Origin of the sequence: Staphylococcus auricularis (genome assembly GCF_051172115.1) — a bacterium.
GTDB classification, from domain to species: Bacteria; Bacillota; Bacilli; order Staphylococcales; family Staphylococcaceae; genus Staphylococcus; species Staphylococcus auricularis_A.
The window spans coordinates 164,941-183,317 of sequence record NZ_JBPIZN010000004.1; the positions used below are offsets into that span (position 1 = coordinate 164,941).

Sequence of the window (18,377 nt, forward strand, 5' to 3'; positions counted from 1 at the left end):
TGACAGTTAAATCATAAATGACATTAATGTGAAATGTGCTATGTGATCCAGGTTTATATCTGATATGTGCAAAGAAGGCTGGGAAACAAAAATCCCAGCCTGATAAAATAATATTCAATTTGTGTGGACCACAAAAGAATTGCAAATTTTTCCTTTAAAAGTTAGAAGTTTAATTTGGATTACTTTTGTTTAAGACTTTGGCCCTTTCGATTCGCGAGCAGTATGATCTTCTGGTTGATCGTAAGAAATGGTGTCTTCATCGTATGCAGCGTTCACGTGTTCGACTTCGTCATGAGAACTATAATCGTGACCAGAAACAAGTACATAATTGCCATTAAGGATGGCTTGTTTGTATTTTTCTTTGTCTTCTTCTTCTAAATCATACTGACAGAAGATGGCTTCTTCAGCATCTTCACCAGTGAGTACACGTGAAACCGTATCGCTGAAAGTACCGCTTGTCACAGTGATTGAAATTTCAGAGTCAGTGAGTTCATCCATATGTAGCTTGTGTTTGCTCACTACTCGTAATTCATAGCTTTTATAGCCTTGCTCTTTTTTGTTGTTGATTTCATTGAGTAGTTCATCCGTACTACTTACAATTGTAAATTGAGACATGTAAAACCCCTCCACATCATAAATCATAGTCGTTCGTTTTTTCTTCTATTTACCCTAAATGATAATAAATAAAACGATTCTAAATTAATTATATAACTTTAATAATACGCTGACAAACAGTATCTTGATGTAGGGTTTAGCGCTTTCATTTGTTTTCAAACACGCGTGACAAAAGGGCTGAAGCGTACAATTTATCATTTTCTATATATTGAAAATCGCGCAAAAGTTTGCTATTATCAATAATAATCTAATCAAGCTCATATAAACTAAAGAATATGGCTTTAGGAGTTTCTACCACGTCGCCGTTAACGATGTGACTATGAGTGAGTGATCTACAACATAGTAGCGCCTGTTCAGCTATCTTATAGGACAGAAATGAATGCTTTGAGTTCGTGAAGCTTCACTTCTTTCTATATTCGTTATACGGGAACATAGAAAAGGGACACGCTGCACTGTATTTACATTCACCCATCATTTCTGAAACTTTGAAAGAGTTTTGGAAATTTTTTTATATCAAAAAGGAGGAGGATTATTGGAGTGGAATTGTTGGAACAGAAAGTGAAGAATGACGGTGTAGTGATAGATGAGTCTATTTTAAAAGTAGACGGCTTTTTAAATCATCAAATTGATGCAACGTTAATGCACGAAGTAGGGCGCACATTTTATGAACAGTTTAAAGATGAAGGTGTAACTAAGATTTTTACAATTGAAGCTTCAGGTATCGCACCAGCTATCATGACTGCTTTGTATTTTGATGTGCCTTGTTTATTTGCCAAAAAAGCCAAACCGAGCACATTGACACAAGGCGTATATCAAACAGATATTCATTCATTTACGAAGAACAAAACAAGCACGGTTACTGTTTCTAAAGAATTCTTGGATGAAAATGACTGCGTGTTAATTATCGATGACTTCTTAGCAAATGGCGATGCATCCTTGGGACTCAATGACATTGTGTCTCAAGCTAAAGCACAAACGGTCGGTGTAGGCATCGTAGTAGAGAAAAGCTTCCAACCCGGTCGTAAACGCATTGAAGAAGCAGGACTCAATGTATCTTCATTATGTAAGGTCGCGTCACTTGTAGGTAACCAAGTGACCTTAGTAGGAGAACAAGAATGAAGACATTTTTACTCAGTGTTCAACATTTATTAGCGATGTATGCAGGTGCGATCCTTGTTCCTATCATCGTAGGGACAAGCCTCAAATTCTCACCTGAAGAGATTGCATTTCTTGTTACAGTAGACATTTTCATGTGTGGGGTAGCGACCCTGTTACAAGTTTGGAAAGGAACAGGCTTACCTATCGTATTAGGTTGTACATTCACAGCTGTCGCTCCAATGATCCTGATCGGACAAACGAAAGGACTCGGCGTACTTTACGGTTCACTCTTTCTCGCAGGGATATTAGTTGTGATCATCGCTCCTTTCTTCTCTCATCTCGTTAAATACTTCCTCCTGTTGTCACAGGTAGTGTTGTGACGATTATAGGGATTAACTTAATGCCGGTTGCGATGAATTATATGGCTGGCGGAGAGGACGCTAAGGATTACGGTGATGGTAAAAATATTCTACTTGGTCTTGCGACGTTAGTAATTATCTTAGTACTGCAACGATTTACGACAGGCTTCATGAATTCAATCGCTATTTTAATCGGACTTATTATGGGTACGATATTAGCTTCATTCGTTGGTGTTGTAGATGTTAATCAAGTCGGAGATGCGAAGTGGTTTGCCTTACCACAACCGTTTAGATTCTCTGGATTTAATTTTGACTTAGGTGCGACACTCGTTTTCTTCATCGTCGCGATTGTCAGTCTTATTGAATCTACTGGGGTCTATCATGCATTGAGTGAGATTACAGGTAGAAAGATGGAGCGCAAAGATTTTAGAAAAGGTTATACAGCGGAAGGCCTTGCTATCGTACTCGGCTCTATCTTCAATGCCTTTCCTTACACAGCTTATTCACAAAACGTAGGGCTTGTATCACTTTCAGGAGCGAAAAAGAATAACGTCATTTATGGCATGGTCATCTTACTTCTGATTTGTGGATGTATTCCAAAACTCGGTGCCTTAGCCAACATGATTCCATTACCTGTTTTGGGTGGTGCGATGATTGCAATGTTTGGTATGGTAATGGCATACGGGGTAAGTATTTTAGGCAAAAGTGATTTTAACAATCAAAACAATCTGTTAATCATTGCGATTGCAGTCGGTCTTGTTGCTGGTATCAATGCTGTACCTGAAGCATTTCAAGCACTTGGAGATCAATTCGCGTGGGTCACTCAAAACGGTATCGTTATTGGTACAGTGGCTGCGATTGTATTAAACTTCTTCTTTAATGGTAAGCAACAGGCACAAAGTCAGGTCGATCAAGTTGAAGAAACAAAAATTGAGCAAAAATAATGGAGGTTTTTAATATGTGGGAAAGCAAATTTAAAAAAGAAGCATTAACGTTTGATGATGTATTACTTATTCCAGCAGCATCTGATGTACTACCACATGAAGTGGACTTAAGTGTGGCACTTTCTGATAAAGTTAAATTAAACATTCCAGTCCTTTCATCTGGTATGGACACAGTAACAGAAGCTGAAATGGCGATCGCTATGGCACGCCAAGGTGGACTCGGTGTCATTCATAAAAACATGAGCATCGAAGGCCAAGCCGACGAAGTTCAAAAAGTAAAACGCTCAGAAAACGGCGTCATTACAAATCCATTCTTCTTAACCCCAGAAGAAAAAGTTTACGAAGCGGAAGCATTGATGAGTAAATACAGAATTTCTGGTGTACCAATCGTAAATAACGGTGAAGAACGTAAATTCATCGGTATCATTACAAACCGTGATTTACGCTTTATCGAAGACTTCGGTATTCAAATTTCTGAAGTGATGACTAAAGATAACTTAGTTACTGCGCCTGTTGGTACAACTTTAGAAAAAGCTGAAAAATTATTACAAGAACACAAAATTGAAAAACTTCCTATTGTAGAAGATGGTCGTCTCGAAGGCCTTATCACAATTAAAGATATTGAAAAAGTCCTAGAATTCCCAAATGCGGCGAAAGATGAAGAAGGACGTTTACTTGTTGCTGCAGCTATCGGTATTGCTAAAGATACAGATACGCGTGCGGATAAATTAGTTGAAGCGGGTGTAGACGTGTTAGTCATCGATACAGCGCATGGTCACTCTAAAGGTGTACTTGATCAAGTTGAACACATCAAAGCGAAATACCCACATATTACAGTCGTTGCAGGTAACGTAGCCACTGCAGAAGGTACAAAAGCATTAATCGAAGCAGGTGCGGACGTTGTTAAAGTTGGTATCGGACCTGGTTCTATTTGTACAACACGTGTCGTTGCAGGTGTTGGTGTACCACAAATCACTGCTGTTTACGATTGTGCGACTGAAGCACGTAAACACGGTAAAGCAATTATCGCTGATGGTGGTATTAAATTCTCAGGTGACATTATCAAAGCGCTCGCAGCTGGTGGTCACGCTGTCATGCTAGGTAGCTTATTAGCAGGTACTGAAGAAAGCCCAGGAGAAATCGAAGTATTCCAAGGTAGACAATATAAAGTATACCGCGGTATGGGCTCACTAGGTGCGATGGAAAGTGGTTCAAACGACCGTTATTTCCAAGAAGACAAAACACCACAAAAATTTGTGCCTGAAGGTATCGAAGGACGTATCGCATATAAAGGCTCACTACAAAGTAACATCTATCAATTAATGGGCGGTGTTCGTGCAGGTATGGGCTACACAGGTTCTCCTGACTTGAAAACACTTCGTGAAGAAGCACAATTTACAAAAATGGGACCTGCCGGCTTAGCAGAAAGTCACCCTCATGATGTACAAATTACTAAAGAATCACCAAACTATTCATTCTAAAGTAAAAGGAGATTAATGCATAATGGAAATCGCAAAGGAACAAGAACTGATTCTTGTACTCGATTTTGGTAGCCAATACAACCAACTCATTACACGTCGCATTAGAGAAATGGGCGTTTATAGTGAATTACACGACCATGAAATGTCTATTGATGAAATTAAACGTATGAATCCTAAAGGCATTATTCTTTCTGGTGGTCCAAATTCTGTTTATGAAGAAGATTCATTTACCATTGATCCAGAAATTTATAACTTAGGTGTACCTGTACTCGGTATTTGTTACGGCATGCAGCTGACAACTAAATTACTCGGTGGCAGTGTTGAACGTGCAAATGAAAGAGAATACGGTAAAGCGACAATCAATGCGAAATCTGACGAATTATTCTTCGGTTTACCAGAAGAACAAACGGTCTGGATGAGTCACTCCGATAAAGTGATCGAAATACCAGAAGGTTTCGAAGTCATCGCAGATAGTCCAAGTACAAACTATGCAGCGATTGAGGATAAATCACGTCGCATCTATGGTGTTCAATTCCATCCAGAAGTTCGTCATACGGAATATGGTAACGACTTGTTACGTAACTTCGTTCGTCGCGTATGTGAATGTACAGGCGAATGGACTATGGAAAACTTTATCGATTTAGAAATCGAAAAAATCCGTGAAAAAGTCGGAGATCGTAAAGTGCTTTGTGCGATGAGTGGTGGTGTTGATTCATCAGTAGTGGCAGTGTTATTACACAAAGCGATTGGTGATCAACTCACTTGTATTTTTGTAGACCATGGCTTATTGCGTAAAGGTGAAGGCGACATGGTTATGGAACAATTTGGCGAAGGCTTCAATATGAACATCATCCGTGTTAATGCCAAAGATCGTTTCATGAAAAAATTAGAAGGGGTATCTGATCCAGAACAAAAACGTAAAATCATTGGTAATGAATTTGTTTATGTATTCGATGATGAAGCGGCTAAATTAAAAGACGTTGATTATCTTGCTCAAGGCACGTTGTACACAGACGTGATCGAATCTGGTACAAAAACCGCACAAACAATTAAATCACATCACAATGTAGGTGGCTTACCAGAAGACATGGAATTCGAACTGATCGAACCGATTAATACGTTATTTAAAGATGAAGTACGTGAATTAGGTATTGAACTTGGCATTCCAGAACATCTCGTGTGGAGACAACCATTCCCAGGACCCGGACTCGGTATTCGTGTACTCGGTGAAATCACTGAAGATAAATTGGAAATTGTGCGTGAATCTGATGCGATTTTACGCGAAGTGATTCGAGAAGAAGGACTTGAACGTGAAATTTGGCAATACTTCACTGTATTACCAGGTATCCAATCCGTAGGTGTCATGGGTGACTATCGTACGTACGATCATACAGTAGGTATCCGTGCAGTCACTTCTATTGATGGTATGACGAGTGACTTTGCCCGTATCGATTGGGAAGTATTACAAAAAATCTCCAACCGTATCGTCAATGAAGTCGATCATGTAAACCGCGTTGTCTATGATGTGACTTCTAAACCACCAAGTACGATTGAATGGGAATAATTCATAATATGATTAGCCCAACGTAAAACATATTTGCTTACAAATGGTGATTACTAGTTAAAATTATCATAGTAATCACCGTTTTCTTTTCTATATTTGAAAAATCTAGAATGGCACTGCTCAGTATATATTTGAAGCAATCCGTTTAAGAATAAGTGATTGTTTTTATTTTAGATTTTCCAGAAATTATATCTGAACGAATTCCAAATCCCTTTAACTAATCATAAAGAATTCTTTAATTTTAAAGCTATAAATTTTTAGCTTTTGTTGGTAGAAAACATTTATTCATTACATGAAACTTAATGGTAAATTAGATTTATTTAACCGTTATGATGAAAAAGAAATTTACGAACTCCAATTTATCAATGCGTGTGGCAATTAATGCGTACATACCAATAAATTAATATGATGTAGTTGAGAAGGCTGTGGCACTAAAATGTCGCAGTCTTTTTAAATGCCAGGCAAAATCCACTCATGTATAGGAGAGCACCTCTAAAAATTCACTAAATAAACAGCAGGTTAGAGGATGTTTCATTTATGATTGCCAAAAGTGAGGAGGTCTAATATAATACAAATCGTAATCATTACGATTCAGAAAGAGAGTTGAACATGGATGGCAAAAATTCCGGTAACTGTATTAAGTGGTTATTTAGGATCAGGGAAGACCACATTACTTAACTACATACTTAATAATAGAGAAGGGCTACGAATCGCAGTCATAGTGAATGACATGAGTGAAGTCAATATCGATAAAGATCTCGTGGCAGATGGGGGAGGCCTCTCTCGTACAGATGAAAAGCTCGTCGAATTATCTAATGGATGTATTTGCTGTACACTGCGCGAAGACTTACTTCAAGAGGTTGAGCGTCTCGTAAAACGTGGCGGTATTGATTATATCGTGATCGAATCAACGGGCATTTCTGAACCGGTACCGGTTGCACAAGCCTTTTCATATATGGATGATGAACTCGGTATTGATTTAACTTCAATGTGTCGGTTAGATACGATGGTAACCGTCGTTGATGCGAATCGCTTTATCAATGATATTAATTCTGAAGATTTGTTAGTTGATCGTGATCAAGGTGCAGCAGAGGGTGATGAACGATCTATCGCCGACTTACTCATCGATCAAGTTGAATTCTGTGATGTCCTTGTACTCAATAAGACAGATTTAGTTGCTGAAGCAGATTTAACGCGTTTAGAAAAAATTCTGCGTCAACTGCAACCAGAAGCGAAATTTATTCGTACAGAACATGGAAAAGTTGATTTAAACGATGTCATTAACACCCAATTATTTGATTTCGAAAAAGCGAGCAATTCAGCGGGATGGCTGAAAGAATTAACAGAAGGTGGGCACGCGAACCATACACCGGAAACAGAAGAATATGGCATTTCATCGTTTGTCTATGAACGTCGTATGCCATTTCATGCAGAACGTTTCCAAGAATGGATTGAAACTGCGCCTAAAAATATTGTTCGTTCCAAAGGTATTGTATGGTTGGCACAATATAATGATGTGGCTTGCTTACTTTCAACCGCAGGATCTGCATGTCACCTCTATCCTGTGACTTATTGGGTCGCTAGTATGGCAGAATTTCGGCAACGAATGATCTTACGAGATCGTCCTGATGTCGCAGCCACATGGGACCCAGAATTTGGAGACAGACATACTCAGTTTGTAATTATTGGTCAAGATCTAGATAAAGAGGCAATTACTCAATCACTCGATGCTTGTTTACTTGATACATAAGAATTTAGTGGTGACTGGTCTGCTTTAGACGAACCTTATGGCTGGGAAATCGTGCCAAAAGCTTAAGGCTTCGATTCGAAACAATATATATACGATGAGTGGAGGAGCGTGTGCTTCTCCACTTTTTATCGTTTATGGGTTTGCATTTATGCCTAAAAGTTAAAAATTCGTTACAATAAAGGAGAATAATTCATTTTGGAGTGACAAAGAATGATAAACGTTAAACAACCGAATCCTATATTTTTAGAAGGTGAATTATCCGATCATGCAGTATTATTACTTCATTCATTCACAGGGACGGTTCGAGATGTAAAATTATTAGCCAACAAATTGAATAAAGCAGGCTTCACATGCTATGTGCCCCCATACAAAGGGCATGGATTGAAGCTCACTGAGTTGATGCAATATGATATCAATGATTGGTGGGACGATGCCAAAGCGGCCTATCAGTGGTTGAAGGATAAAGGTTACAGTCATATCAGTGTGATGGGTGTCTCTCTAGGCGGTATTCTCGCTTTGAGATTAGCTGAAAATGTAGATATTGAAACCGTATTAGTGATGTCTACACCTTACCGAAAAGATGTTGCCGGCTTAACGGATCGATTAACGTATTATGGTCAAAAAATGGGAGATCTCATGGGGATGAGTGAATCAGAAATTGAGGATGCGATTGCTCAGATTAAAGACTACGAACCTGGATTAAATCAATTCAAAGTCATGACAGAAGATACGATGGATCACTTGGATCAAATTAAAGCACCAGTAGCGATTAAATATGGTAAACAAGATGAACCAGTTTATGAGAAAAGTGCGCAATTTATCTACGACAACATCAATCATGAAGATAAAGAATTACAAGGTTATACAGATTGTAAACACTTGATGACACAAGGAAAAGGTCATGCTGAGGTTGAAGCGGATGCCATCGCCTTTTTAGAAGATTATCGTTAAAATATTAATCAAGAATAATATCAAAGACCGAGTATTAGCTAATTCGTTTGGATGTGATGCGTACTTGAGGAAAGAGCCCTCATAACCTCATTAAAGTTACATCACAATTTCACGAATCTCTATGCTCGGTCTTTTTTATGTTTTAATTACGCCAAAATGTCTGACATTCTGCTTTATCATCAATATTAAATTGAATCATATCTTGTAGTAAGTCATAATCAATCTCCTGTGTCCATTTTATACGAAAGAGATTGCCTGTGTGAGTGTAGCCTGCTTCATCAATGCGTCTTACAAAGGGTTTCATACCTTCTGCTTCAGGCGTACAAGAAAAATGTGCTTTCGCTTTGCTTAATCCGAAGATGAACGTACCATGGTGCGTAAACATAGGTTGGTTCCACTTGATGATCGTCTCAAGTTGTGGAAACGTATCTTGTATCCAATTAAAAAGCGACGCTAATTTCTCTCTGTGATCTGCGTCTTCGATGGTTTGTAAAAATGATTCAAATGTATGCATGGGGTCCTCCATCAATCACGTTAGTGTGTTTCTCCGAGAGCAACTTTTGTATCTTCATCAGTTGAAATTGCAGCAATGGCCGCAGTTAACCCTTTTACAATGGTAGTTAAAGCCATAGATGGTGTATTAGGTTTATCTGTGACTTGATCAGGTGTGAATGGCACATGGATGAATCCAAATTGAATCTCAGGATGACTTGTCGCATGGAGATATCCTAATTGATATAAAATGTGATTACACACAAACGTGCCAGCTGGATTAGATAAAGTAGCAGGAATACCTTCTTTTTTAATCGCTTCTGTCATGGTTTTAACAGGTAAATTAGAAAAGTAGGCCGCTGCACCATCAGATTGAATCGGTTCATCGATAGGTTGTTGCTTTTTATTATCTGCAATACGTGCATCATCGATATTAATACCAATGCGTTCCGGTGTGAGCGCATAGCGTCCGCCAGCTTGACCGATAGCAAGCACCACATCAAAGTGTTGTTGGGAAAGTTGTGCTTTAATGGGTTCAACCGACTCTTGGAAAATCGTAGGTATTTCTAGTTTAGTGATTTCGTGCTCCCCAATACGACCATCTAATTGTTTAACGGCTTCAAGTGCAGGGTTCGTCTTTTCGCCTCCAAATGGATCAAATGCTGTGACTAATATTTTCATCTAAATCACTCTCAATTTATATTTAAAATGCCCAGAAATACATTAACACGATGTGGACGATAATGAGAGATAGTGCGATAGGGAATTGGGCTTTAATGACGCCAAATTCATCTTTCATTTCGAGCAATGCAACAGGTAATGTATTGAAGTTCGCTGCCATTGGTGTAAGTAACGTACCACAGAGTCCACCCGTCATAGCTAAGGCGCCAGCTATGACAGGGTCACCACCTTGTGCGATGACAAACGGAATCCCTATACTCGCAGTAATCACAGTGAAAGCTGCGAAAGCATTACCCATTAACATAGTAAATAGGACCATTCCCATAATATAAGCAGCTGCCCCGAGTAAATGATTGCCTTCTGGTAAAAATGATGCAATCCCTTTAGAGATAACATCTCCCACGCCACTCACTGTAAATAATACACCTAAAGCTGCTAAAAATTGAGGTAAAATACCTACAGTTCCGACTTGTTGGGTTAAGCGATCACTATCATACATGACATATGAGAGCTTAGGTTTGATGATCATCACTGCAGCAATGAGCCCTGCAATAGAAGCGACTCCGAGACCAATCGCACCTCCAAGTGGCGTCCAGTTTGAAACAATCACTGCGACGATGGCCAGCACAATAGCTGGTATAAACAATTTATTACCTAAGTGCTTGGCACCTTGTGTGGATTCTTTTTCTGTAACATCTACAATATTTTTGATGGCGACCTGTTTGAATAAAGTGAGTCCACCCATGAGCAGGATTAAGATGCCGTTGATCACGTTAGGTATGTAAGGCCCTGCAATGAACAACACTGCTAAAATCGTCCAAAAAAGTGCTGTACCTACACGTTTAGATTTATTGGGTGCAGTTAATGCACGGTAAGCAGTATACAGTAGTTGTAAGCCAATCAATATATAAAAGATTTCAATAATGTAATTTAAAGTTGTCTCACTCATTTTTCGTCACCTCACGCTTACTATATTTTTTAGCTAATTTCTGTTCGAGGCTTATATTTTTCACCCAAACGAGTAGGAAAGTAATGATGGCGATTGGCGCTGAAGCTAAAGCGAGATCTATCGCGTTCACATCAATTTTGAGTGATTTAAATGTACCGACCATGAGTAAGATACCGGCTGCACCGACAAATAGATTTTGCCCGAAGAAGTTACCATAATTCTCCATAGCAGAGGCTTCAGCTTTGAGTTTCTCTATATCTTTATCGTCGATATCTTCTTCTTTGATATGATATTTCGTACGTAGGGCACTTTGTACCATCGGATTAATGAGTGGTCGCACGAATTGGGGGTGACCACCAATACGAATGGATGCAAGTCCAGCAATTTCACGTACGAGTAAGTAGATTGAAAGTAAGCGGCTGGTGGTGACATTTCGCACCTTACCGATAAGACGTGTGGCTTGTTCTCTCAAACCAAAGCGTTCTATCAAGCCAACGATTGGTAACGTGAGAATAAATAGTGTGACAAGGCGATTGTCAATAAATGCTTCGCCCAGTGTTGAAAGTATTTCTGTGAAGTCCATACCAGAAACGAGTACGGTAACAAGTGCTGCAATCAAAACAACAGCGATGGTATCAAACTTAAATAAAAAGCCTAAAATAATAATGACAATGCCTATTAATTTGATCCATTCCATGATGATCCCTCCAATAGAAAAATATTAAATTATATAACGACTAATTTTCTCAATATTACCACGATTATGAAATCAACACAAAAGTGTAAAAATAAAATATTGTTTTTAACAAAAAATAAACGCTTCAATGTCGCAATCTATCAATCATTTGATAGATGTACGATGCACTAAAGCGCTCATGGAATCATTTTTCTTTATGAATGTTGTGGTTGAGGCTGTTTGAAATAGTCTATGATACCGCCAATAATGAATAAAACAATAAATGGTATTAACCATGCGAGTTCAATATCTGCGAGTGGCAACCATTGGTAAATACGGGCGATAAATGGAACTAAATTGAAATCATTCACGATTTGCATTACTGAAATGATGAGTGTTGAAATCGTTGGAATAATATATGCGTATTTGAAATCAATTTTAATAAAGATACTGACAAATGACACGAGAACTAACACGATAGATGTTGGATAAATGAATGTTAGTAACGGTACGGCAATATTCAAGATTAATTCTAAGCCTAACGTTGAAACAAGAAAGCCGAGAACTGAGAATATTAACACGAACCATTTATAAGTCAATTTCGGTATTTTTTCACTGCGAAGGCAGCACATGCGTTCACTAAGCCAATACAAGTCGTTAAGCAAGCAAGGATAACGATGACACCGAAGATCAAGTTACCAAAAGTACCGAAGACACGTACAGAATTATACGTGAGGATTTGGGTACCATCTGTAAAACCAGGTTTGCCAGTCGTAGCACCGACATATGCTAGCGCAAAGTAAATGACTACAAGTAACAGTGCTGAAATCAATCCTGCTTTGGCTACACTGCTAACGAGTTGTTTTTGGTCGGTGATGCCTTTCATTTTAAAGCCTTGTACAATGACAACCGCAAAGGCAAGCGCCGCAACGAGATCCATCGTGAAGTAACCTTCAAGAATACCAGATACAACCGGTGTATCTGCGTATTCACCCGTTGGATTACCAATTTGTGAATCTGGGTTGATGATGGTTAAGACACATAACACTGCAATGATGATAATCAAAGCGGGTGTTAAATATTTACCTAAGTTATCAATGATATGATTCGGATAAAGTGATATGAGATAGACCACTAAGAAAAATATAATAGAGAATATAATCAATGTAACTTGGTTATGTACGGGTAAAATATGTTGCGTTCCGATTTCGTAAGCGACATTTGCCGCACGTGGAATACCGTATAACGCCCCGATGGATAAATAGATACAGATCGCAAAGATTGTACCAAAGATTGGATGTACTTTATTACCCACACTCTCTACGCCGCCATTCATATGAGCGACAATGATGACTGTAATATAAGGTAATAAAATACCTGTAATGGCAAATCCAGCCATTGCAATCCACATATGATGTTGTGCGGTATAACCTAGCATCGGTGGAAAGATGAGGTTGCCTGCACCAAAGAAAAATGAAAATAACATTAATCCTGAAATAAAGATAAACCGTTTCATTTTAAATACCCCAATTTTTAGAAAAATCTAACTTTACAAAACATTATTAATTTAACATACAGCATGAATAAATTCAATATTAATATTGAACAGAAGTGTAATTAAGATAGATTTATAGTTATTTTAAATACAAAACGGCATAAAAAAAGAACGCTCCGTACTTTTTAGTAGGAACGCTCTGACGTGGACATGCGTTAAATTATGCTTCGGTTAACCATTGAATGGCACGTTCGATGGCTCTATCCCAATATGCATAGTCATGCTCACCTGGGCCATCTTCAAATTGATAATTAACGCCTTTGTCATCTAAATATCGTAAAAATTGTTGATTATCTTCATATAATTCATCTTCTGTACCGCACATAATCAATAATTGAGGTATCGGTTTATTATGTTCTAATGCTTCATCGACTAAATGGTAAGGATCTAATGCCGTACCGATGACTTGTTTAGGATCTCCCGCAATCGCTTCACCTGAGAAATCTGTCCATTCATAATTCATTAATGTTTCTCCGCTGAAGACCGCAGATAACGGCACTGCTTTTGCAAAACGTTCACCGTGGGTAAGGGCGAACTTAATTGTGCCATAGCCTCCCATAGAGTGTCCTGCGATAAAGTTATCTTCACGTGCAGTAGATAATGGCAAGATTTGATGCAAATAGTCTGAGAGTTCTAGCACGTAGTCAAAATAACGATGACCATAAACCATATTACTATAACCACTGTGATCAGCATTAGGCATAATCACTGCGAGTTGATGATCATTGGCATAACGTTCAATACTTGTATAACGCATATAAGTCGTTTCATCACTAGAGAGTCCGTGTAACAACAACAATGTTTTTAACTGTTTCGGTTGTTGGTTCAGATCAAAGTATGTTGCATCTTCAGGTAGGATCACCATAAAGTGTTGATGCATGCCTAGAGTTGGAGAATGGTAGTTCATTGATAATATTGCCACTTGAGTCACGCCCTTTGTTTTAAAATTAATAGTTTGTCTTCGTATATAAAGCAATATAAACTTTCGTTGAAACGACTTCAACTAAAGTAAGTCCAAGTTCTGCTGTAGTAATGCGAATTTTAAAAGGCGTGAGCTCTTTCATCATCCACTTTTGCAGATTAAATCTAAAAATGGTTGTTGAGTCTAAGTGTAAAAAATGATATAGTAAATGTTATTACATTACTATTTCGCTTTAACGCATAGAAGCGTTAAAATAACAAAGAGCGATCGTTAGAAGGTGACTTATGATGCAGAAACAATCTCAATGGAAGACGTCTACGGGCTTTATCCTTGCAAGTGCCGGTTCAGCCATCGGACTAGGTGCGATGTGGAAATTCCCATATATGGCCGGTATTTATGGTGGGGGCGCATTTTTATTTATGTTCTTACTCTTCACCTTAATTGTTGGCCTTCCATTACTTATCATGGAATTTGCGATAGGGAAAATGGGACGGACGTATACAACAAAAATATATGAGAAGTTAACCAATAAAAAATGGTTGAATATCATTGGATGGAACGGGAACTTAGCTGTTTTCATCCTATTTGGATTCTACAGTGTCATTGGTGGTTGGATTGTCATTTATCTTGCCCATGTCTTCATGCAGATTTTAGGATTTGAGCAAGGCCCATTGGGACACATTCAATTTGAACAAGTCATAGGAAATCCTTGGATTACGATCGTCGGTCAAGGTGTCTTCATCTTATTAACGATGATTATCGTGATGTTTGGTGTGGAATCCGGTTTAGAAAAAGCATCTAAATTTATGATGCCGTTGCTGTTTATTTTCCTCATCATCATCGTCGCAAAATCACTCTCGTTAGACGGTGCCATGTCAGGGCTTAAATTCTTATTACAACCACGTACAGAAGACATTTCGATGGACGCGGTGCTCTTTGCACTCGGCCAGTCCTTCTTTACGCTGTCACTCGGGACAACAGGTATGATTACATACGCGAGCTATGCATCGAAAGAAATGACGATTAAAACATCCGCATTATCTATCGTGCTTATGAATATTCTCGTCTCTGTATTAGCTGGCTTAGCGATCTTCCCAGCGATTGGCGCATTTGGCTATGAACCAACAGAAGGGCCAGGACTGTTGTTTAAAGTGCTACCACAAGTGTTTGATGAAATGGCGTTTGGCACAGGTTTCTATTTCATTTTCTTAATCTTGTTCTTGTTTGCAGCATTGACGTCTTCAATCTCTCTTTTAGAATTGAACGTCTCTAACTTTACTAAAAATGATAATAGTAAACGTACGAAAGTAGCATTCATCGCAAGTATTCTTGTGTTTATCATCAGTATTCCAGCTACGCTCTCATTCAGTAGCTTGAGTTCTATTCAATTCGCAGCCGGTACTATTTTTGATAATATGGACTTTCTTGTGTCTAACATTTTAATGCCATTAGGCGCTTTAGGTACGACACTAGTGACAGGTTACCTATTAGATAAACAAGCCTTGCGCACATACTTTGGACCTGATCGTTTTAAATTATTCGGACCATGGTACTACCTCGTGAAGTTCGTCTTACCGGTCGTTATCATCGTCGTATTCATCGTACAATTAATTTAATAGATATCGATAAAGTGCTAGAGCCACAACGGGTTCTAGTACTTTATTTTTATTGGGAAAATGTGAGTTGAGGTATTAGGATACTTTCATATTTAAGGAAAGCTGGGCACTACGTATTGTATCTAACCTCTTATAAATACTGGCATGAGGCGTTTTTGTAAAGGATCTTACTACGAAATGTAATCATAATGTCATCTAATTTATATGGTTTCAAAATATATTTCCACGTATAATAAAGATGTTAGCAGTAACAAGAAGGTAACCACAGAGATATAGGAGGTATAGAGAATGAGAAATAAAATCATTGCTACCGCGATTGGGGCTGGGGCAGTTGCGGCAGTCGTGGGTACAGACGCACAAGCGACTACAACTCACAAAGTACAAAGTGGTGAATCATTATGGACGATTGCCAACCAATACAATATGTCTGTTAATCAATTAAAATCATTGAACAATTTATCAAGCAACTTGATTTTTCCTAATCAAACATTAAAAGTATCTGGTTCACGTTCAAATTCATCATCTAGTCATTCAACGACAAGTCGCAGCACAGGGACTACATATACAGTGAAATCAGGTGATTCACTATCTGGCATCGCTGCAAAATATGGCACAAGCTATCAACGTATCATGCAATTAAATGGTTTGAACAGTACGATCATTTATCCGGGACAAAAATTAAAAGTATCTGGTTCTGCCAATTCATCTACGTCTCAAGCTAAGCCAAGCACATCATCTAGTTCTAATAGAGGAACAACTACATATACGGTGCAAAGCGGAGATTCTTTATCTTCTATCGCAGCTCAATTTAACACAAGCTATCAACAAATTATGAACTTAAATGGGCTTTCAAACTTCTTAATTTATCCAGGACAAAAATTAAAAGTTTCAGGTAAAGCTTCTACATCTCAACAATCAACTTCTACTTCAAATACAAATACACGCGGTAATTCACCTGTGTTCAATCACCCTAACTTATACGACTGGGGACAATGCACATGGCATGTATTTAATAGAAGAGCAGAAGTAGGACAAGGCATCAGCACATACTGGGGTAACGCAAACACATGGGACGACCGTTCAGTATACGATGGCTACAGAGTAGACCATACAGCTACAGTCGGTTCTATCTTACAATCTGATTTAGGTTACTATGGTCATGCAGCGTTTGTTGAACGCGTAAACAATGATGGTAGCATTTTAGTTTCAGAAATGAACTACAGTGCAGCGCCAGGTATCATGACTTACCGTACGATTCCTGCATACCAAGTATCACAATATAAATATATCCATTAATTTAAATAAAAAATAAAGGCCAGAACGAAACGTCTGAAGCAATCGCGACAACGTTTGAAGTTCCGGCCTTTTTTCTATCTTTTTGAATTTTGAAGCGCGTGTATTAATCCATCGCTTTAATTTGTTTATAGCGATTGTACGCATGATACATAGATAAACCTAGGGTAAAGATAGACCATAATTTTCTGATTTTATGTGGTGATTTGATAGATGTAAATGAATCTAACACGATGCTTAATGTACTTACACCTAAGTTAAGGTAAAGTAAATTTTTATTATTAGAACGGTTTACGCGTGTATAGATTTCCAATGCACCACTAGCGAGATTAACGATGCTTGAAAGACGTCCTACTTTAGATTTTTTTGCCATAACTATACCTCCATTGTGCAATAAGTTGTCATTTTATTATAACATGAATATAGTAGTATGTTGGCATTGAGAGGTACAACATAAAGATATCGTATAAATTGATGGTTAGCTAGAAATACAGAGTTATAGAAAGGAGACATGTAGGATGACGGAATCACCATCGTGCATTAGATGCGTTTGTTTAGTAGTTGAAAATGAGGACCAACTCCTTTTAGTACAGGCGCATCATCGAAATAAATATTATTTCCCGGGTGGTAAAATAGATGATGGAGAATCTCAAATCCAAGCGCTACAACGTGAAATCAAGGAAGAGCTGAACGTCCAGTTAAATGAAGATGAGATAGAGTTTTTAGGCCAAGTCGTAGGACCTGCTTATCCTCAAAAAAATCAGTTTACAGAATTAAATTGTTATCGCACAACGGGTCAATATGATTGGGACCGAATAGAACCGAAACACGAAATTACAGATATAAAATGGATTGATAAAAAAGAAACATCACTGATTGCGCCAGCCGTGATTCAATGGATTGAACAAAGTCTGACTCAACAAGCAGCTATACAATTTGTGCCATATGATGACACACTTTACGACACCGTTGAAGATATCGAAGTAGCGTCGAGTGATCGCAAGTTTACGAAAACGCCGATGGATAATATCGAGCTTGCTAAAACGGATGATGAGCGGTATCCGACCCTCATTTATAATGCACAACAACAGTGCGTTGGATTTTTTACACTACATAGGGGAGAAGGTGTGGCGCCTTATACGGATAACCCACATGCCATATTTTTCCGTTCATTCAGTATAGATGTTAATGAACGGGGCCATGGCTATGAGAAAGCAGTGATACAACAATTACCATCATATATTCATGGTCATTTTCCAGATATCAATGAGGTCTATTTGACCGTGAATGATGACAATGAAAGAGCACAACAACTATACGAGGAATGTGATTATCAATATGTTGGTGAGACAACTGCAGAAGGACGACCAGTTTATATTATGAAACGTGAGATATAAAAATAGCGTAGGCTCCACTTTAACAGTAGGGGTC

At 38.4% G+C, this 18,377-nt stretch carries 14 protein-coding genes, 3 pseudogenes and 1 riboswitch; of the genes and pseudogenes, 9 read left to right on the top strand and 8 right to left on the bottom strand.

All coding sequences use genetic code 11. The features are described from left to right. Positions 1–189: 189 nt before the first annotated feature. A complete protein-coding gene (locus tag ACSBRB_RS08615) occupies positions 190–615 on the bottom strand; it encodes a general stress protein (RefSeq protein WP_435032434.1) in 426 nt (141 codons plus the stop codon). A gap of 237 nt (positions 616–852) precedes the next feature. Further along, positions 853–955, top strand: a riboswitch (purine riboswitch). 197 nt (positions 956–1,152) lie between these two features. On the opposite strand from ACSBRB_RS08615, the gene xpt reads away from it, so the two are divergent. From xpt to ACSBRB_RS08645, 6 genes and pseudogenes are all read left to right on the top strand, one after another. Continuing rightward, positions 1,153–1,734 (top strand): xanthine phosphoribosyltransferase, encoded by a 582-nt coding sequence (gene xpt / locus ACSBRB_RS08620; protein WP_435032435.1) that lies wholly within the window; start codon positions 1,153–1,155, stop codon positions 1,732–1,734. Continuing rightward, positions 1,731–3,016, top strand: a pseudogene (gene pbuX / locus ACSBRB_RS08625) (xanthine permease PbuX). The gene xpt and the pseudogene pbuX overlap by 4 nt, the downstream one beginning before the upstream one ends. A gap of 14 nt (positions 3,017–3,030) precedes the next feature. Further along, complete coding sequence (gene guaB, locus ACSBRB_RS08630) at positions 3,031–4,497, top strand: IMP dehydrogenase (RefSeq protein WP_435032436.1); 1,467 nt, start codon at positions 3,031–3,033, stop codon at positions 4,495–4,497. A gap of 22 nt (positions 4,498–4,519) precedes the next feature. Further along, positions 4,520–6,061 carry a glutamine-hydrolyzing GMP synthase gene (gene guaA, locus ACSBRB_RS08635; RefSeq protein WP_107392274.1) on the top strand — a complete coding sequence of 514 codons (1,542 nt, stop codon included), beginning with the start codon at positions 4,520–4,522 and terminating at the stop codon, positions 6,059–6,061. Positions 6,062–6,674: 613 nt separating this feature from the next. Further along, a pseudogene (locus ACSBRB_RS08640) lies at positions 6,675–7,808 on the top strand (GTP-binding protein); the annotation flags it as partial. 213 nt (positions 7,809–8,021) lie between these two features. Beyond that, positions 8,022–8,762 (top strand): alpha/beta hydrolase, encoded by a 741-nt coding sequence (locus tag ACSBRB_RS08645; protein ID WP_435032437.1) that lies wholly within the window; start codon positions 8,022–8,024, stop codon positions 8,760–8,762. Positions 8,763–8,904: 142 nt separating this feature from the next. On the opposite strand, the gene ACSBRB_RS08650 is transcribed toward ACSBRB_RS08645, so the two are convergent. The 6 genes and pseudogenes from ACSBRB_RS08650 to ACSBRB_RS08675 all read right to left on the bottom strand — a co-directional run bounded on the left by ACSBRB_RS08650 (position 8,905) and on the right by ACSBRB_RS08675 (position 14,037). Further along, entirely contained in the window at positions 8,905–9,276 is a 372-nt protein-coding gene (locus ACSBRB_RS08650; RefSeq protein ID WP_435032438.1) for an iron chaperone, read from the bottom strand. 20 nt (positions 9,277–9,296) lie between these two features. Further along, positions 9,297–9,935, bottom strand: coding sequence for a pyroglutamyl-peptidase I (gene pcp, locus ACSBRB_RS08655; protein WP_435032439.1), 639 nt, complete (start codon positions 9,933–9,935; stop codon positions 9,297–9,299). 22 nt (positions 9,936–9,957) lie between these two features. Next, positions 9,958–10,884, bottom strand: a complete 927-nt coding sequence (locus ACSBRB_RS08660; protein ID WP_435032440.1) for a DUF979 domain-containing protein — start codon at positions 10,882–10,884, stop codon at positions 9,958–9,960. Continuing rightward, on the bottom strand, positions 10,877–11,581 hold the full coding sequence (locus ACSBRB_RS08665; protein WP_435032441.1) for a DUF969 domain-containing protein: 705 nt from the start codon (positions 11,579–11,581) through the stop codon (positions 10,877–10,879). The genes ACSBRB_RS08660 and ACSBRB_RS08665 overlap by 8 nt, the downstream gene beginning before the upstream one ends. A 194-nt stretch (positions 11,582–11,775) precedes the next feature. After that, positions 11,776–13,076, bottom strand: a pseudogene (gene brnQ / locus ACSBRB_RS08670) (branched-chain amino acid transport system II carrier protein). A 199-nt stretch (positions 13,077–13,275) separates the two neighbouring features. Continuing rightward, positions 13,276–14,037: an alpha/beta hydrolase gene (locus tag ACSBRB_RS08675; protein ID WP_435032442.1), complete on the bottom strand. Its 762-nt coding sequence runs from the start codon at positions 14,035–14,037 to the stop codon at positions 13,276–13,278. Positions 14,038–14,321: 284 nt separating this feature from the next. On the opposite strand from ACSBRB_RS08675, the gene ACSBRB_RS08680 reads away from it, so the two are divergent. Continuing rightward, positions 14,322–15,653 carry a sodium-dependent transporter gene (locus ACSBRB_RS08680; RefSeq protein ID WP_435032443.1) on the top strand — a complete coding sequence of 444 codons (1,332 nt, stop codon included), beginning with the start codon at positions 14,322–14,324 and terminating at the stop codon, positions 15,651–15,653. 288 nt (positions 15,654–15,941) lie between these two features. Continuing rightward, positions 15,942–16,949 carry a CHAP domain-containing protein gene (locus ACSBRB_RS08685; protein ID WP_435032445.1) on the top strand — a complete coding sequence of 336 codons (1,008 nt, stop codon included), beginning with the start codon at positions 15,942–15,944 and terminating at the stop codon, positions 16,947–16,949. Positions 16,950–17,052: 103 nt separating this feature from the next. Here ACSBRB_RS08685 and ACSBRB_RS08690 read toward each other — a convergent pair whose 3' ends face one another. Next, a complete protein-coding gene (locus ACSBRB_RS08690; RefSeq protein WP_435032446.1) occupies positions 17,053–17,319 on the bottom strand; it encodes a hypothetical protein in 267 nt (88 codons plus the stop codon). 145 nt (positions 17,320–17,464) lie between these two features. Here ACSBRB_RS08690 and ACSBRB_RS08695 point away from each other — a divergent pair, with 145 nt between their 5' ends. Then, positions 17,465–18,343 (top strand): GNAT family N-acetyltransferase, encoded by an 879-nt coding sequence (locus ACSBRB_RS08695; RefSeq protein WP_435032447.1) that lies wholly within the window; start codon positions 17,465–17,467, stop codon positions 18,341–18,343. Positions 18,344–18,377: the final 34 nt, after the last annotated feature.

Excerpts from the sequence above, each read along its gene's own strand:
- ACSBRB_RS08690 (WP_435032446.1), bottom strand. The coding sequence starts at position 17,319 with ATGGCAAAAAAATCTAAAGTAGGACGTCTTTCAAGCATCGTTAATCTC.
- ACSBRB_RS08650 (WP_435032438.1), bottom strand. The coding sequence starts at position 9,276 with ATGCATACATTTGAATCATTTTTACAAACCATCGAAGACGCAGATCAC.
- guaA (WP_107392274.1), top strand. The coding sequence starts at position 4,520 with ATGGAAATCGCAAAGGAACAAGAACTGATTCTTGTACTCGATTTTGGT.
- ACSBRB_RS08660 (WP_435032440.1), bottom strand. The coding sequence starts at position 10,884 with ATGAGTGAGACAACTTTAAATTACATTATTGAAATCTTTTATATATTG.
- ACSBRB_RS08665 (WP_435032441.1), bottom strand. The coding sequence starts at position 11,581 with ATGGAATGGATCAAATTAATAGGCATTGTCATTATTATTTTAGGCTTT.
- ACSBRB_RS08645 (WP_435032437.1), top strand. The coding sequence starts at position 8,022 with ATGATAAACGTTAAACAACCGAATCCTATATTTTTAGAAGGTGAATTA.
- ACSBRB_RS08685 (WP_435032445.1), top strand. The coding sequence starts at position 15,942 with ATGAGAAATAAAATCATTGCTACCGCGATTGGGGCTGGGGCAGTTGCG.
- ACSBRB_RS08695 (WP_435032447.1), top strand. The coding sequence starts at position 17,465 with ATGACGGAATCACCATCGTGCATTAGATGCGTTTGTTTAGTAGTTGAA.
- guaB (WP_435032436.1), top strand. The coding sequence starts at position 3,031 with ATGTGGGAAAGCAAATTTAAAAAAGAAGCATTAACGTTTGATGATGTA.
- ACSBRB_RS08615 (WP_435032434.1), bottom strand. The coding sequence starts at position 615 with ATGTCTCAATTTACAATTGTAAGTAGTACGGATGAACTACTCAATGAA.
- ACSBRB_RS08680 (WP_435032443.1), top strand. The coding sequence starts at position 14,322 with ATGATGCAGAAACAATCTCAATGGAAGACGTCTACGGGCTTTATCCTT.
- pcp (WP_435032439.1), bottom strand. The coding sequence starts at position 9,935 with ATGAAAATATTAGTCACAGCATTTGATCCATTTGGAGGCGAAAAGACG.